Genomic DNA, 14714 nt, shown 5'->3' with positions numbered 1-14714 from the left:
CACGGGCGCGGCGCCGACGCGCCACGCCCCGGGCCCTCACGCCGGTCTGGCTATTCGGCCGCTCCTTCCAGGGATTCCCGCGCCCACAGCCGCCGCATCTCCGGGCAGCTCTCCAGCAGTTCGTCCAGCGTCCCCCGCCCCGCCACCCGGCCCCGGTCCAGGACGACGACCTGGTCGGCGCGGGCCAGTACGGCCGGCCGGTGGGAGACGACCAGCAGCGTGGCGAGGCCGGTGATCCGCTCCCACAGCAGCTGTTCGGTCTCCGTGTCCAGCGCCGAGGACAGGTCGTCCACCACGAGCAGGTCGGGTGAGCGGACCAGGGCCCGGGCGACGGTCACCCGCTGGGCCTGGCCGCCGGACAGCCGTACGCCCCGGGGGCCGACCAGGGTGTCCAGCCCCTCGGGCAGCGCGGCCAGGTCACGGTCGAACGCCGCGGCGGCCACCGGCTGCTCGATGCGGCCGGGATCCCGGCCGAGCAGCAGGTTCTCCCGCAGCGTGGCGGAGAACAGCCGCGGCACCTGGCCGACGTACGCGGTCCGGCCGGGCACCAGGAAGGCGCCGGGGTCGGCGACCGGTCCGCCGTTCCAGCGGATCGTGCCGGCCACCGGCGGTTCCAGTCCGAGGAGGGTGCGCAGCAGCGTCGTCTTGCCCGAGCCCACCGCCCCGGTGATCACGGTGAGGGTGCCCCGTTCGATCTCCAGGTCCACCCCGTGCAGGCCGTGGCGGGCGGCCAGCCCCCGCGCCTGGAGTGTCTCCAGCGGGTCGTCGTGGGCCGCCGGGGCAGCGACGGGGTAGTCCTGGTGGAACCAGACGCCGGAGTCGTGGGACAGGCTGTCGTCCGGGCCGGTCATCCGGGTGAGCCGCTCGGTGGAGACGGCGGCCTGGGGCATCCGGGCGAGGATCGAGCCGACGGCCCGCGGCAGCGCGGTGAGCCAGCCGATGTAGGTGGTGAACAGCGCCAGGTCGCCCGCGGTGAACTCGCCGCGGCGCATGGCCGGGGCGGCCAGCAGCAGCACCAGGCCGACGCTGATCTCGACGCTCGCGCCGGTCGCGGTGGTCAGCAGGTCGGTGGCGAGCCGGTCCTTGACCGCCGCGTCGCGGCGCAGCCGGTTGTGCGCCCGCAGACGGTCCAGCGCCGCCTTCTCGGCCCCGGCGGTCTTGATCGCGAGGACTCCGGTGAAGACCTCGCCGAGGTGGCCGGTGACGGCCGCGCCGCGCACGGCGGCCTCCCGGTGCAGCCGTCCGGTCACGCGGTTCAGCAGCCGGCTCGCCACCCCGATCGCGAGCGTGGGCACGATCAGGGCCAGCGTGGCGGCCGGGTGGATGGACACCATGATCGCCAGTGCGGCGGTGCTGAACAGCGCGGCTCCGGCCAGAGGCACCGATTCGTCCACGAACCCCACCACTTCGGCGCCGTCGTCACGGAGCCGGGCGAGAGCCTCCCCGGGCGAGTGCGGCACCCGCCCCTTCCCGCTCAGGATCGAGCGCAGCACATTGCCTCGCAGCAGGGCGGCCGCCGCGCTCCACCAGTAGTCGCCGTATGTCCAGGCGATGACGATGGTCAGGCCGCGGACCAGCTCCACCCCCACGAAGGCCGCGCACAGCATCAGCGGCACCCGGCCGAGGGTGAGGTGGTCGAACATCCGCTGGAGGATCAGCCCGCCGACCAGCGGCAGGACGCTGGCCGGCATCCACAGGAGGCCGCCGATGAGGAAGCGGCGCAGATCGAAGCGGACCAGGGTGGCGGTCACCGCCGCGAGGGGGCTCATCGGCGCACCCCCGCGAGCATCCGCGCGAACCGGCTTGCGGGGTCGGCGAGAAGCTCTTCCCGGGTGCCGTGCTCGACGACCTCTCCGTCGGACAGGACGGCGATCCGGTCCACGCGGGACAGCGATTCGAGCCGGTGTGCGATGAGCACCCCGGTCCGGCCGGTCAGCAGCCGGGCCGTGCTGTCGCCGATGTGGCGCTCGGTGGCCGGGTCGAGCCGGCTGGACACCTCGTCGAGTACCACGAGCCCGGGGTCGGCCAGCAGGGCCCGGGCGAACGCCAGCAGTTGGGCCTGGCCCGCGGAGATCCTGCCGAGCGGGGCGCCGAGGTCCCAGGCGGGGAGACCCACTTCGGCCAGGACGGCCCTCAGCCGCTCGTCGTCGTGGCCGGGGCGGAACAGAGTGAGGTTGTCCCGGACGTCGGCGGCGAACAGCTGCACATCCTGGGTGACCACGGCGATCCGGTCGCGGAGCGAGGCGGGGTCCACCTCGCGCAGATCCAGCCCGCCGACCCGGACGGCGCCCGCCGTCGGGTCGTACAGCCGGGCCATCAGACGGGCGATGGTGGTCTTGCCGCTGCCACTGCGGCCGACCAGGCCGAGCGTCTCGCCCGGGGCGAGGACGAGGGTGATGTCGCGCAGCAGCGGCCCGCCATCTTCGTCGCCGTAGGAGAAGCCGACACCGTCCAGCTCCAGACGCAGCGGCCCGGCTACGGGCAGCTCCTCGGCGGTGGCCGGGACGGTCAGCGTGCGGCGCTCGGCCAGCAGCTCGCCGATGCGGGCCACTCCGGCGAGGGCGGTCTGGTAGTGGCGCAGCTGGTCGATCAGCCGCTCGAACGGCGTACGGACCATGAGGGTGTACTGGAACAGCAGCACCGCGGTGCCGATGCTGAGGGCGCCCGACAGGCCGGTCATGAGCGCGGTGCCGGCCGCGAACGCCACGCTGGTGGCGGCGAGGACGGCGCTGCCCACCGCGCTGGCGCGCCGTCCGACGCGCCACAGGTGGGCGCAGGCCTGGTGGAAGCGGCGGACGGTGTGCCCGCCCGCACCGTTGGCGCGCAGGTCCTCGGCTCCGGCCAGCCGCTCCTCCAGGAAGCCGAAGAGCGTGGCGTCGGCCGCCCGGGTGCGGGTGGCGGAGGGCACGGCCAGGCGCTGTGCGTGGACCATGCCGAGGCCGATCAGCGCGCAGTAGACCAGCAGGGCCAGGCCGATGCGCGGGTCGACCACGGCCACCACCGCGATCACCCCGCACAGCAGCAGCACCCCGGCCACGACGTCCAGCAGGAACGCCACGACGAAGTCGGCGATGGCGGACACATCGCCGTCCACCCGCTCGATCAGCTCGCCGGGGGTGTGTTCGCCGTGGAAGGCGAGGTCCAGGCCGAGGGTGCGCTCGGCCAGGTGTTCGCGCAGCCGGTTGGTGCCGTCCCAGGCTGCCTTGCCGGCCAGCCAGGCGGTGACGGTACGGGCGCCCTGCCCGGCGACGGCCAGGACGAGGTAGGCCAGTGCGATGAGGGTGAGCCGGCGGGTGTCCTCGCCGGCGTTGGCGCCGTCGACGAGCCGACGGGTGAACTGGGGTGCCGCCAGCGGCAGGGCGGTGGCGGCGGTGATGGTGAGGGCCAGGAGTGCGGCGGCGCCGCGGCCCGGCAGGAGAAAGCGGAGGACGTGCCTACCGGAGGTCGTCCTCCTTGCGGCGGGCAGGGTCGATGAGGTCGACAAACGTCATGTCCTTTGCGCGGATGGCAGGGGTGGGGTGGATGGACATGAACGTGTTCCTCATTGCGCCTCCTCGGTCGGCGGGGGTGCCGCGGTGAGTAGAGCAGGGGGCTCGGCCGCCGGACAACCGAATTTCACCGCGCCCCGTCAGGCTTCCGGGGCTGTGCCGCGCGGGGCCGCATGATGAGCGCGGCGACATGGTAGGTGCACGGCACGCTCGCGGGGTTGGCGTAGGCGTGGGTGACGTCGGCGGCGAAGTACACCGAGTCCCCCGCGCCGAGCTCCACCGTCCTGTCCGCGAGGGTCAGCCGCAGGGTCCCCGATTCCACGGCCACGAACTCATGGGAGCCGGGGGCGTACGCGGGGAACCGGCCCGCGTCGCAGCCGGGCGGCAGGGTGGTGCGGATCCACTCGAAGTTCACGCCGGGCACCACGGGGGTGAGGACGGTCCGCCGCCACCCTCCCGGCTCCTCGACGGTGTCCTGGTCGGCCGCCCTGCGCACGATGACGCGGCTGTCCTCGGGCTGGGCGACGAGCTCGGCGAGCGGCACACCGAGCCCGTCGGCGATGCGGGCGAGGACGAGGACCGTGGGTGCCTTCTGGCCGCGCTCGACCGAGGACAGCATGCTCACGCTCACCTCGGCCGCGCCCGCCAACTGCTGAAGGGTCAGGCCGCGTTCATGGCGCAGTCCCTGCACACGGGTGCCCAGGGTCAGGAGATCCAGCATTCCTCTATAATAACAACGACTTCCACTATAGCGAAAAGAGCACCGCGATCATGACGTCCCCGGGAGCGACCATCCGGCCGGCGGTCCACGCCGATCTGAAGGCCGTGGCCGACATCTACGCCCACTACGTCCTGCACACCGTGACCACCTTCGACGAGACCCCCCGCTCCGCCGCCGAATGGGAGCGGCGCCTCGACGAGCTCAGCGGCAGCGGCCTGCCCTTCCTGGTGGCCGAACTGTCCGGCGCCGTGGCCGGGTTCGCGTACGCCGCACCGTGGCGGCCCAAGCCCGCGTACCAGTACACGGTGGAGGACACGGTCTACCTCGCCCCCGACGCCACCGGCCGGGGGCTGGGCACCGCCCTGCTCGGCCCCCTGATCGCCGAGGCCACCCGGGCCGGACGGCGGCAGATGATCGCGGTCATCGCGGACGGCGGCAGATGATCGCGGTCATCGCGGACACCGGCAGCGACGCCTCGGCCGCCCTGCACCGCCGCTTCGGCTTCACCGACGCCGGCCGGCTGACGGCCGTGGGCCGCAAGCACGACCGCTGGATCGACACCCTGCTCATGCAACGGGCCCTTTGACGCCAGGCCCTGGTCTCCAGCCGACCACGGGCCGGGACGGCCGTCCCCTCAGGCCTCCCCTCAGGCCTCCCCTCGGGAGCCGCCGCGCCGGGCGGTGTCGCGGCGCGGCCGGACGGGCGCGTCCTCGTCGCTGAACAGCTCGGGGTGGCGGGCCCGGATCTTCTCCACGTCGCTGAAGACCAGCCGCAGATGCGAGCGCAGCGCCTCATCGGCCCGGTCCAGATCGCCCGCCTCCAACAGGTCGACGACCGCACGGTGCTGGCCGACCAGCAGGGTCATCTGCTGGGTCAGCGCATGTGACAGCCGCCGCGCCCGGTCGAGCTGGGCCTTCGCCTCGCTGACCACCCGCCACGCGGAGCCGTGTCCGCTGACGGCCATCAGCCGGGCGTGGAACTGCTCGTCGAGCTGGAAGAAGCCCTCCCTGTCGGTCCGCCGGTCGGCCTCCTCCTGGGCGGCGAGCAGCGCCCTGAGGTCGGCGATGTCGCGCTCGGTGGCCTTGCCCACGGCATCCCGCAGGGCCGCGCACTCCAGCGCCTCCCGGACGAACTGGGCCGAGGCGACATCGCGCTCGCGGATCCGCGAGACGAACGTCCCCATCTGCGGGTAGATGTCGACGAGCCCCTCGTCGGCGAGCAGGATCAGGCTCTCGCGCACGGGCGTGCGGCTGACGCCGAGCTCGGCCGCCAGATCGTTCTCGGAGACGGCCGCCCCGGGCGCCAGCTCCAGGCTCACAATGCGCGAGCGCAGTACCTCATGGACCAGTTGCCGGGTGTTGCGCCCCCGGGAACGTGCCGTGTGCAGACCTTCCACCGGTGCCATGGAGCCCCTTCCCAATCCCTTGACCCACTCGACTGCAATACTTGTATGGTAGTCGACCAGCGCCCCCCTCACCACGGCATCCCGCTTTCTCCTCCCCCTCTAGGAGCAGCACATGGCCACCATCACCGAGGCGACGCTCATCGTCACCTCGCCCGGCCGCAACTTCGTGACGCTGAAGATCACCACGTCCGACGGCGTCACCGGACTGGGTGACGCCACCCTGAACGGCCGCGAGCTCTCGGTCGCCTCCTATCTGCGCGACCACCTCGTACCGCTGCTGATCGGCCGGGACCCCGCCCGGATCGAGGACATGTGGCAGTACCTCTACAAGGGCGCGTACTGGCGCCGCGGCCCGGTGACCATGACCGCCATCGCGGCCGTCGACACCGCGCTGTGGGACATCAAGGGCAAGGTCGCGGGCATGCCCCTGTACGACCTGCTGGGCGGCCGGGCCCGCGACGGGGCCATGGTCTACGGCCACGCCAGCGGCGGGGACATCCCCGAACTCCTCGACGACGTCGCCCGCTTCCGCGACCTGGGCTACCGCGCGATCCGCGCCCAGGCCGCCGTCCCCGGCTCACCCGGCAGCTACGGGGTGCGCAAGGGCGTGGTCTACGAGCCCGCCGCCGCCTCCCTCCCCGACGAACAGACCTGGTCCACCGAGGACTACCTGGACTTCGCGCCCCGCCTGCTCACCGCGGTCCGCGAGCGGTACGGCTTCGACTTCCACCTGCTGCACGACGTGCACCACCGGCTGACCCCCACCGAGGCCGGCCGGCTCGGCCACCGGCTGGAGGAGCTGCGGCTGTTCTGGATGGAGGACCCCGCCCCCGCCGAACTCCAGGAGTCCTTCCGCCAGATCCGCCAGGCCACCACCACCCCCATCGCCGTCGGCGAGGTCTTCAACTCCATCTGGGACTGCCAGCAGCTCATCACCGAGCGGCTCATCGACTACATCCGCGCCACCGTCGTCCACGCCGGCGGCATCACCCACCTGCGGCGGATCTTCCACCTCGCCGAGCTCTACCAGGTGCGCACCGGCTCCCACGGGGCCACCGACCTGTCCCCGGTGTCCCTGTCCGCCAACGTCCACCTGGACGTCACCGTCCCCAACTTCGGCATCCAGGAGTACATGGGCCACGACCCGCTCGCCCACGAGGTCTTCCGCCCCACCTACGAGCTGCGCGACGGCGCCCTGTACCCCTCCGACGCCCCCGGCCTCGGCGTCGAACTCGACGAGGAGGCGGCCGCCCGCTTCCCCTACGACCCCAAGTACCTGCCGGTCAACCGCCGCACCGACGGATCGGTGCACGACTGGTGAGCGCCACACCCCGCCACCAGGCCACCCCCGCCCCCGCCGGGGGACGGCTGTCCGCCGCCACCCTGCGCGCCGTCCCCGCCGGGAGCCGGCCCGCGACCGACCGCGGCGCGCTGCGGCCGCGCATCGTCCACCTGGGCATCGGCGCCTTCCACCGGGCCCACCAGGCCGTCTGCACCGAACTCGCCGAGGTGTCCGCGGCCGGCGGGTGGGGGATCGCCGGTGTCACCCAGCGCAGCAGGGCCGTCGTGGACGCCCTGCGCCCCCAGGACGGGCTGTACTCGCTCACCGAGCGCCACCCCGACGGGCCGGTCACCCGTGTGATCGGCACGGTGACCGAGGTGCTGCACGCGGCGGACGACGGCGCCCGCCTGACCGAGCTGCTCGCCTCCCCCGACGTCACCGTCGTCACCCTCACCGTGACCGAGAAGGGCTACCGCCGGGACCCCGCGACCGGCGGCCTCGACCTGGCCGACCCGCTGATACGAGGCGATCTCGCGGGCGCGACCGCCTCCGCGAGCGCCGTCGGACAACTGGCGTACGGCCTGCGCGCCCGGCTGCGCTCCGGCGGCGCGCCCCTGTCGGTGGTCTCCTGCGACAACATGGCCGGCAACGGCGCGGTCCTGCGCCGCCTGGTACGGGAGTTCCTCGCCGCCACCAAGTGGGCGGAGCGTGAGCGCCTGCTGGAGTGGACGGCCGCCTCGGTCGCCTTCCCCTCCACCGTCGTCGACCGCATCGTCCCCGCCACCACCGAGGCCGATCTGCGGACCGCCGCCCGGGCCCTGACCCTGCGCGACGAGGGCGCGGTGACCGCGGAACCCTTCACCCAGTGGGTGCTCGAGGACGCCTTCGCCGCCGACCGGCCGCGGTGGGAGGCCGGGGGCGCCCGCTTCGTCGCCGACGTCGCCCCGTACCAGCTCACCAAGCTCCGGCTGCTCAACGGCTCGCACTCGCTCCTCGCCTATCTGGGCGTGGCGGCCGGCTGCGGGACCGTGGCCGACGCCATGGCCACCGACTGGGGCGAGGACGCCGTCCGCGCCTTCTGCGCCGAGGCCGCCGCGAGCCTGCCCCCGGCCGACGGCCTGGACATCCCCGGCTACGTCGACAGCCTCGTACGCCGCTTCGCCAACCCCGCGATGCACCACCGGATCCGGCAGATCGCCGCCGACGGATCGCTGAAGATCCCCGAGCGCTGGCTGGCCCCGCTGCGCGAACTGCGCGCCACCGGCCACGACACCCCCCAGCTCACCGCCGCGCTCGCCGCCTGGGCCCGCGCCACCCGGGACACCCCCGCCGAGGACCCGGCCGCCGAGGAGCTGCGCCGCGCCTGGGACCGGCCGGGTCCGGACGCCGTGCGCACCCTGCTGCTCCTGCTGGGCGCCGAGGACCTCGCGGAGGACACGGCCCTGGTCAAGGCGGTGGACCGGGAACTGCGCTCCCCCACCGCCCCGGTCGCCCCTCGCCGTCGCTGAGCGCGCCGATCCACGGCCCGGGCCCGGGCCCCGGGGCGGGCCCGGGAGCGCGCCCCGTCACAATGGGGCCATGTCCCGACGCGCACGACGCCCGCAGCCGCCCCGCCCGGCGCCCTGCCCCTGCGGGCTGCCCGCCGCCTACGACGACTGCTGCGGCAGACTGCACCGCGGCCAGGCCCGGGCGGCCACCCCCGAGCAGCTGATGCGCTCCCGCTACAGCGCTTTCGTCCGCCAGGACGAGGCGTATCTGCTGCGCAGCTGGCACCCCGACACCAGGCCGCCGCGCGTCGACTTCGACCCCGCGCTGCGCTGGCGCGGCCTCGACATCCTCGCCACCACCGAGGGCAGCGCCTTCCACACCACCGGCACCGTCGAGTTCCGCGCCCACTACACCGAGCGCGGGCAGGCCGGTGAACTCCACGAGAACAGCCGCTTCGTGCGCCACGACGGCGAGTGGGTCTACGTCGACGGCGACGTCGACGCCTGAGCGGGCCCCGCGAACCTCGGCGCCCGCGAACCCTCGGCCCGCGCGAACCTCGAACGCCCGCAGCGGGTGCTGCCCCTCCCGGGGGATAAATCCCGCTCCAGGCTGCGAAGTTTCCCAGGATGTTGCCGAGGACTTCTGGCGCAAGGTCAACTCCCCCCGGGATGCTGGGGCGCTGTGCGTGTGAACCACGCGAAGCCGAGGGTTTCCTGGAGTTGCCGTGCCACCTCTCACTCTCGCCAGACCCGTGGCGGCCCTGGCCGCGGTGTCCGCCCTGTTGCTCGGGGCCGCCGGTCAGGCCGCCGCCGACAGCACCCCCTCCCCCGCCCCCGAGCCGCTGCCCCGCTCCTCCGCCGAGATGCTGCGGCCCGTCGCGCCGCCGGCCGCCAGCGGGCGCGGCGACGCTTCGGTGCGGTCCGTCGTCGACGGCGACGGGATCGAGACCGCCCGCAGCTCGCGGCCGGTCGCCCCCGGGGTCAAGCTGACCTCGTACGACCGGCTGGAGTCCGACAAGTGGCTGCGGGTCGACTCGCTGTCGGTCGACCTGGGAGGCAGCGCGAAGGTCGACTATCTCCACCCGGACAAGGTCGCCGCCCGCGAGCCCGTCTCCGAGCTCGCCGCCGAACACGACCCGGGGCCGGGGCGCCGCACGGTCGCCGCCATCAACGGCGACTTCTTCGACATCAACCAGACCGGCGCGCCCGAGGGCAACGGCATCAGCGGCGGCCGGGTGGTCAGCTCGGCATCCTCCGGCGCGGCCGGGAGCCGCGCGGTCGGCATCGGGCCCGGTGACGCGGGCCGGGTCCTTCAGCTGTACTTCGACGGCACGCTCACCCTCCCCGACGGCCCGCACCCGCTCGCCGCGCTCAACTCGGCCAATGTGCCGGCCCAGGGCATCGGCGCGTACACCGCCCAGTGGGGCGAGGCGGACCGCGCCCAAACCGTCGACGGGGCCGGCACGAAGCGCACCGCCGAAGTCGCCGTCGCGGACGGCAAGGTCACCTCCGTGACCACCGCGCCCGGCAAGGGCGCCATACCCGCCGGCACCACCCTGCTGATCGGCCGCGACGCCGGGGCCGACGCGCTGACCGGCCTCGCCGTCGGCGACCCGGTCTCCTGGGAGTACCGCCCGCGCCCCGACAGCGGCGAGGTCCCGGACACGGCCGTCAGCGGCCGGGAGTTGCTCGTCGTGGACGGCGAGGCGGTCGGCCACGACGGCGAGGGCAACAACACCGCCGCACCGCGCACCGCGGTCGGCTTCTCCCGTGACGGCCGTACGATGCAGGTCCTCACCGTGGACGGGCGGCAGGCCGACAGCGGCGGCGTCACGCTCACCGAACTCGGCGTGATGATGAAGGACGCGGGCTCCTACAGCGCCCTCAACCTCGACGGCGGCGGCTCCTCCACGCTGGTCGCCCGCGCGCCCGGCAGCGATACGGCGCGGGTGGAGAACAGCCCGTCCGACGGCAGCGAGCGCACCGTCCCCAACGGCCTGGCCTTCACCGCCCCCGACGGCAGCGGCCGGCTCAAGGGCTTCTGGGTGGAGACCGCGGCCGCCGCCGGAGCCGCCCCCACCGTCGACCCCGTCAAGGGCGGCCACCCCGAGCGCGTCTTCCCGGGGCTGACCAGGCGGCTGACCGCCGCCGGATACGACGAGACGTACGGCCCCGCCGAGGGCGCCGCGACCTGGCACTCGGCCGACCCCCGCATCGGGCGGGTGAGCGCCGACGGCACCTTCACCGCCCGGCACAGCGGCGATGCGAAGGTCTCGGCCCGGCATGGAGCCGCGCGGGGCGACATCCAACTGAGCGTGCTCGACGACCTGGACCGGATCCAGCCCACCACCCGGCTGATCGGCCTCAAGGACACCGAGGCCACCGGCCGCTTCGGGGTGGTGGGCCTGGACGCGCACGGCACCAGCGCGCCCGTCGAACCGTCCGACGTCCGGCTCGACTACGACCACGACCTCTTCGACATCAGCCCGGACCAGCGCTCGGGCGACTTCACCGTCAAGGCCCACGGCGGACAGGGCTCGGGACAGATCAAGGTCACCGTGGCGGGCACCACCACCCGGCTCGCGGTCACCGTGGGACTGACCGAGCAGCAGGAGGCCGCCTTCGACGACGCGGGCGAGTGGAAGTTCAGCCAGGCCCGCGCCTCCGGCTCGCTCGCGGCCACGCCCGACGGCCACACCGGCACCGGCCTGGAGCTGACCTACGACTTCAGCCAGTCCACCGCCACCCGCGCCGCATACGTCAGCCCGCCGCAGCAGATCGACGTGGCGGGCCAGCCGCAGTCGTTCGGCCTGTGGATCAAGGGTGACGGCAAGGGCGCGTGGCCCACACTCCACCTCAAGGACGCGGCGGGCTCCGACCAGTTGCTGCGCGGCCCGTACGTCACCTGGACCGGCTGGCGACATGTCGACTTCGCCGTCCCGGCCGGGGTCTCGTATCCGCTGAAGGTCAACCGCTTCTACCTCGCCGAGACCGGCGCCACCCGCCAGTACACGGGCCGCATCACCATCGACGACCTCACCGCGCAGGTCCCGCCCGCCGTGGACCTGCCGACCCAGACGGCGTATCCGGACCCGCTGATCACCACCGCCGCGCGCGCCGAGGGCCGGGACTGGCGGTTCGCGGTGATGTCGGACGCCCAGTTCGTGGCCCGCGACCCGGACAGCGCGATCGTCACCCAGGCCCGCCGCACCCTGCGCGAGATCAAGGCGGCGCGCCCCGACTTCCTGGTCATCGACGGCGACCTGGTCGACGAGGGCTCCCCCGCCGACCTCGCCTTCGCCCGCAAGGTCCTCACCGAGGAGCTGGGCTCTGGTGAAGGGGCCGTGCCCTGGACTTACGTGCCGGGCAACCACGAGGTGATGGGCGGGAAGATCGACAACTTCGAGGCCGAATTCGGCCCCGCGCACCGCGTCTTCGACCACCGCGGCACCCGCTTCATCACCCTGGACACCTCCAGCCTCAACCTGCGCGGCGGCGGCTTCGACCAGATCCGGGAGTTGCGCGCCCAGCTCGACGCGGCCGCGAAGGACCCGGCGGTCGGCTCGGTGATGGTGATCGAGCATGTGCCCCCGCGCGACCCCACCCCGCAGCAGGGCAGCCAGCTCGGCGACCGCAAGGAGGCCGCGCTGCTGGAGGGCTGGCTCGCGCAGTTCCGCCGTACGAGCGGCAAGGGCGCGGCGTTCATCGGCGGCCACGTGGGCGCCTTCCACGCTTCGCGGGTCGACGGCGTGCCGTACCTGATCAACGGCAACTCGGGCAAGAACCCGGCCACCCCGCCCGACCAGGGCGGCTTCACCGGCTGGTCGATGGTCGGCGTCGACCGGGTCTCCCAGCACGAGCAGGCCGAGGCCCGGCGGGCGCCGTGGGCCGGCGGGCCCGACTGGGTGTCGGTCCAGACCCGGCCACACGTCGACGGCAATGACGGGCTGACGGTGACCGCCCCGGCCGAACTGCCCGCCGGGCAGAGCGCCGCGGTCACCGCGACCGTGCTCCAGGGCGAGGGCGCCACCCCCCGCCGGGTGCCGGTCGGCTTCCCGATGAGCGCGGACTGGACCGGCTCGCCGAACCTCTTCATCGGCGACCCGGACGACGCCCGCCACCGCCCGCGCTACGTCGCCGCGTACGACCCGGCCACGGGCCGGCTCACCGCGCTGCGCCCGGGGTCCGTCACCCTCGCGGTGACGGTGAACGGCGCGACGGCGAAGGCGAGCCTCGGCATCACGGCCCGCGCCACCGGGGGATCCTCCACGGCGGCATGACCGGCCGGCGGGCCGAGGGGGCGCGGACGGCGGCCCGAACGGGCAGCCGTCCGCGGCCCCTCCCCGCCGAGTGCCTGACCTGAACAGCCCTGATCGTCACAAGGGATTGCGCGGGGAGGGTGCTTGCGCGGGACGCTCGTCGGCTGACGGACGAGGAGGTACCCGACCGCTGTCGCGGCGGCCCGCGCGCCTGGGTTGGCCCAGGACGACTCCGGCCAGGACCAGGACCAGTCCGCACAGTTGCTGAACGGTCAGTGCGTCTCCGGCGACACATGTGCCGAGCAGGACGCCGGTGACGGGGTTGAGCAGCCCGATCAGTCCGACGGTCCCGGCCGGCAGGTGCCGCAGTCCGGTGAACCAGGCGGCGAAGGCCACCGCGGTGGCGACCAGGGTGACGTAGCCGAACGCGAGGAGCGTCGGCGTCGAGAGCGCGGGCGGAGGGCCTTCCACGGCGGCGGCGACCGGGAGCAGGAACAGACCTCCGGCGGTGAGCTGCCAGGCGGTCGAGGCGAGCACATCGGTATCGGCGCTCCACCGTTTGGCCAGGATGTGCCCGAAGGACGACACCAGCATGGCCGCGGTCGAGGCGAGGACTCCCGGCAGGCTCACCCCTTCCGTCCCCGTGAGCAGCATGAGGCAGACCCCGGCGAGTCCGATCGCGGCGCAGGCGAGGTGGGCGGTCCGGGGCCGTTCGGACACCAGGGGCCAGGCTATGAGCATCATCGTCAGCGGGGACACCGCCATGACGGTCGAGGCGACGCTTGTCGGAAGCAGTTGGGAGGCGGCGTAGACAAGGACGAAGAACACGCTCATGTTGAGCAGCCCGAGCACCGCGGACCGCCACCACCACGCGCCGCGCGGCCGCTGTCTGCGCAGGGCGAGCAGGACCAGGCCGGCGGGCAGCGCCCGCAGGGCGGCCCCGTAGAGCGGGCGGTCGGCCGGCAGGAACTCGTGTGTGACGAAGTAGTTGGTTCCCCAGGCCACCGGCGCGACTGCGGTCAGCGCCACCCAGCGCATATTAGCTTCCATGGAAGCTAATATAACTTCCTGGGAAGCTACCATGAGGTGCATGGAACACGGTGAACCGATGGACCGCGTCGCCCGCATCCAGGCGGACTGGCGCCGCGAGCGCCCCGACGTCGACATCACCCCGCAAGGAGTGATCGGACGGCTGCACCGCCTGGCCGACCGGCTCACCGAGGAACTCTGCCTCGTCTACGGCCGCTACGGCCTCAGCGAGGGAGAGTTCGACGTCCTGTGCGCGCTGCGCCGCGCCGGGGACCCCTACGAGCGGGCACCCGGCGAGCTCGCCGCGCACACCATGGTGACCACCGGCGCGATGACGAAGAGAATCGACCGCCTGGAGCGAGCCGGACTCGTCACCCGCCGCCGTTCCGACGACGACCAGCGCGGCCGGATCGTCGCCCTCACCGAACCCGGACGTGAACTGATCGACCGAGCGTTCACCGACCACATGCGCAACGAACGCCACCTGCTGGATCTGCTGACGCCCACCGAGGCCGAGTCACTCGAAACGCTGCTCACGACCTGGCTCTCCCGCATGGAGCATCCACGTCCGTCCCGCGGCGAGTGACCCCGCTCGGCGGCTCGGACGGAACGCCCGGGGACCATCGCTCCGTGCCCGGGTCCGGGGCGTCCTCCTCACCCGCGGCTCGCACGCCACAGCGGCGGGCCCCACGGCCGCCCGGCTGCTGGGCATCCAGGGCCTCCCGCCGGACGACGGCACGCTGCACCTCGCCGCCCCGCTCGGCACCATCCGCAGCCGCCAAGGCGTCCGCGTGCACCGGACCGCCGTACCCGGCCACCCCCGCCCGCACCTGCGCGGACCTCCTCCTACAGCTCCAACGCGCCGAGGCCGTCAGCGTGCTGGACTCCGCCCTCCACCAGGGCCTGCTCACGGCGGCCGACCGCCTCACCCTCCCCACCCACCTGTCCGGCCGTCGCGGCGCACACCAGGCCCGCGCACCTGCGGCGCCCGGGCGCGGGCCCAACGCCTCAGCGGACGCGGCCAACTAGGCGGAACACCGGAA

General features: G+C 73.7%; 13 protein-coding genes. 8 read left to right on the top strand and 5 right to left on the bottom strand.

What is annotated here, in order from left to right; genetic code table 11:
- Positions 1–50: 50 nt before the first annotated feature.
- The 3 genes from ABTY62_RS28940 to ABTY62_RS28930 form a co-directional block, all read right to left on the bottom strand.
- A complete protein-coding gene (locus ABTY62_RS28940) occupies positions 51–1769 on the bottom strand; it encodes an ABC transporter ATP-binding protein (protein WP_352132347.1) in 1719 nt (572 codons plus the stop codon).
- Entirely contained in the window at positions 1766–3484 is a 1719-nt protein-coding gene (locus ABTY62_RS28935) for an ABC transporter ATP-binding protein (protein ID WP_352132346.1), read from the bottom strand. The genes ABTY62_RS28940 and ABTY62_RS28935 overlap by 4 nt, the downstream gene beginning before the upstream one ends.
- Positions 3485–3615: 131 nt before the next feature.
- Positions 3616–4209, bottom strand: coding sequence for a helix-turn-helix domain-containing protein (locus tag ABTY62_RS28930; RefSeq protein WP_311725404.1), 594 nt, complete (start codon positions 4207–4209; stop codon positions 3616–3618).
- Positions 4210–4259: 50 nt separating this feature from the next.
- On the opposite strand from ABTY62_RS28930, the gene ABTY62_RS28925 reads away from it, so the two are divergent.
- Together ABTY62_RS28925 and ABTY62_RS28920 are read left to right on the top strand one after the other, a co-directional pair.
- Positions 4260–4652, top strand: coding sequence for a GNAT family N-acetyltransferase (locus ABTY62_RS28925; protein WP_352132345.1), 393 nt, complete (start codon positions 4260–4262; stop codon positions 4650–4652).
- The gene (locus ABTY62_RS28920; protein ID WP_352132344.1) at positions 4649–4795 is read left to right on the top strand and encodes a GNAT family N-acetyltransferase; all 147 of its coding nucleotides are present in this window, start codon (positions 4649–4651) and stop codon (positions 4793–4795) included. The genes ABTY62_RS28925 and ABTY62_RS28920 overlap by 4 nt, the downstream gene beginning before the upstream one ends.
- A gap of 60 nt (positions 4796–4855) precedes the next feature.
- Here ABTY62_RS28920 and ABTY62_RS28915 read toward each other — a convergent pair whose 3' ends face one another.
- Complete coding sequence (locus ABTY62_RS28915) at positions 4856–5614, bottom strand: GntR family transcriptional regulator (protein ID WP_352132343.1); 759 nt, start codon at positions 5612–5614, stop codon at positions 4856–4858.
- A gap of 112 nt (positions 5615–5726) precedes the next feature.
- Between ABTY62_RS28915 and manD the strand changes: the two genes are divergently transcribed.
- The 4 genes from manD (at position 5727) to ABTY62_RS28895 (ending at position 12663) form a co-directional block, all read left to right on the top strand.
- Positions 5727–6935: a D-mannonate dehydratase ManD gene (manD, locus tag ABTY62_RS28910; RefSeq protein ID WP_352132342.1), complete on the top strand. Its 1209-nt coding sequence runs from the start codon at positions 5727–5729 to the stop codon at positions 6933–6935.
- Entirely contained in the window at positions 6932–8404 is a 1473-nt protein-coding gene (locus ABTY62_RS28905; RefSeq protein ID WP_352132341.1) for a mannitol dehydrogenase family protein, read from the top strand. Before manD ends, ABTY62_RS28905 begins: the two co-directional genes overlap by 4 nt.
- A gap of 70 nt (positions 8405–8474) precedes the next feature.
- Positions 8475–8891, top strand: coding sequence for a YchJ family protein (locus ABTY62_RS28900; RefSeq protein WP_352132340.1), 417 nt, complete (start codon positions 8475–8477; stop codon positions 8889–8891).
- 217 nt (positions 8892–9108) lie between these two features.
- Entirely contained in the window at positions 9109–12663 is a 3555-nt protein-coding gene (locus tag ABTY62_RS28895; protein WP_352132339.1) for a phosphodiester glycosidase family protein, read from the top strand.
- A gap of 96 nt (positions 12664–12759) precedes the next feature.
- On the opposite strand, the gene ABTY62_RS28890 is transcribed toward ABTY62_RS28895, so the two are convergent.
- Positions 12760–13680 (bottom strand): EamA family transporter, encoded by a 921-nt coding sequence (locus tag ABTY62_RS28890; protein WP_352132441.1) that lies wholly within the window; start codon positions 13678–13680, stop codon positions 12760–12762.
- Positions 13681–13732: 52 nt separating this feature from the next.
- On the opposite strand from ABTY62_RS28890, the gene ABTY62_RS28885 reads away from it, so the two are divergent.
- Positions 13733–14257 carry a MarR family winged helix-turn-helix transcriptional regulator gene (locus ABTY62_RS28885; protein WP_352132338.1) on the top strand — a complete coding sequence of 175 codons (525 nt, stop codon included), beginning with the start codon at positions 13733–13735 and terminating at the stop codon, positions 14255–14257.
- A 290-nt stretch (positions 14258–14547) separates the two neighbouring features.
- Complete coding sequence (locus tag ABTY62_RS28880) at positions 14548–14700, top strand: hypothetical protein (RefSeq protein ID WP_352132337.1); 153 nt, start codon at positions 14548–14550, stop codon at positions 14698–14700.
- The last annotated feature ends 14 nt before the right edge of the window (positions 14701–14714 follow it).

This window comes from Streptomyces sp. NPDC097640, from assembly GCF_040302705.1.
Classification (GTDB): Bacteria; Actinomycetota; Actinomycetes; order Streptomycetales; family Streptomycetaceae; genus Streptomyces.
This window is presented reverse-complemented; position numbering and strand designations above follow the sequence as displayed.

Excerpts from the sequence above, each read along its gene's own strand:
- ABTY62_RS28890 (WP_352132441.1), bottom strand. The coding sequence starts at position 13,680 with ATGCGCTGGGTGGCGCTGACCGCAGTCGCGCCGGTGGCCTGGGGAACC.
- ABTY62_RS28925 (WP_352132345.1), top strand. The coding sequence starts at position 4,260 with ATGACGTCCCCGGGAGCGACCATCCGGCCGGCGGTCCACGCCGATCTG.
- ABTY62_RS28900 (WP_352132340.1), top strand. The coding sequence starts at position 8,475 with ATGTCCCGACGCGCACGACGCCCGCAGCCGCCCCGCCCGGCGCCCTGC.
- manD (WP_352132342.1), top strand. The coding sequence starts at position 5,727 with ATGGCCACCATCACCGAGGCGACGCTCATCGTCACCTCGCCCGGCCGC.
- ABTY62_RS28930 (WP_311725404.1), bottom strand. The coding sequence starts at position 4,209 with ATGCTGGATCTCCTGACCCTGGGCACCCGTGTGCAGGGACTGCGCCAT.
- ABTY62_RS28920 (WP_352132344.1), top strand. The coding sequence starts at position 4,649 with ATGATCGCGGTCATCGCGGACACCGGCAGCGACGCCTCGGCCGCCCTG.
- ABTY62_RS28885 (WP_352132338.1), top strand. The coding sequence starts at position 13,733 with ATGGAACACGGTGAACCGATGGACCGCGTCGCCCGCATCCAGGCGGAC.
- ABTY62_RS28915 (WP_352132343.1), bottom strand. The coding sequence starts at position 5,614 with ATGGCACCGGTGGAAGGTCTGCACACGGCACGTTCCCGGGGGCGCAAC.
- ABTY62_RS28940 (WP_352132347.1), bottom strand. The coding sequence starts at position 1,769 with ATGAGCCCCCTCGCGGCGGTGACCGCCACCCTGGTCCGCTTCGATCTG.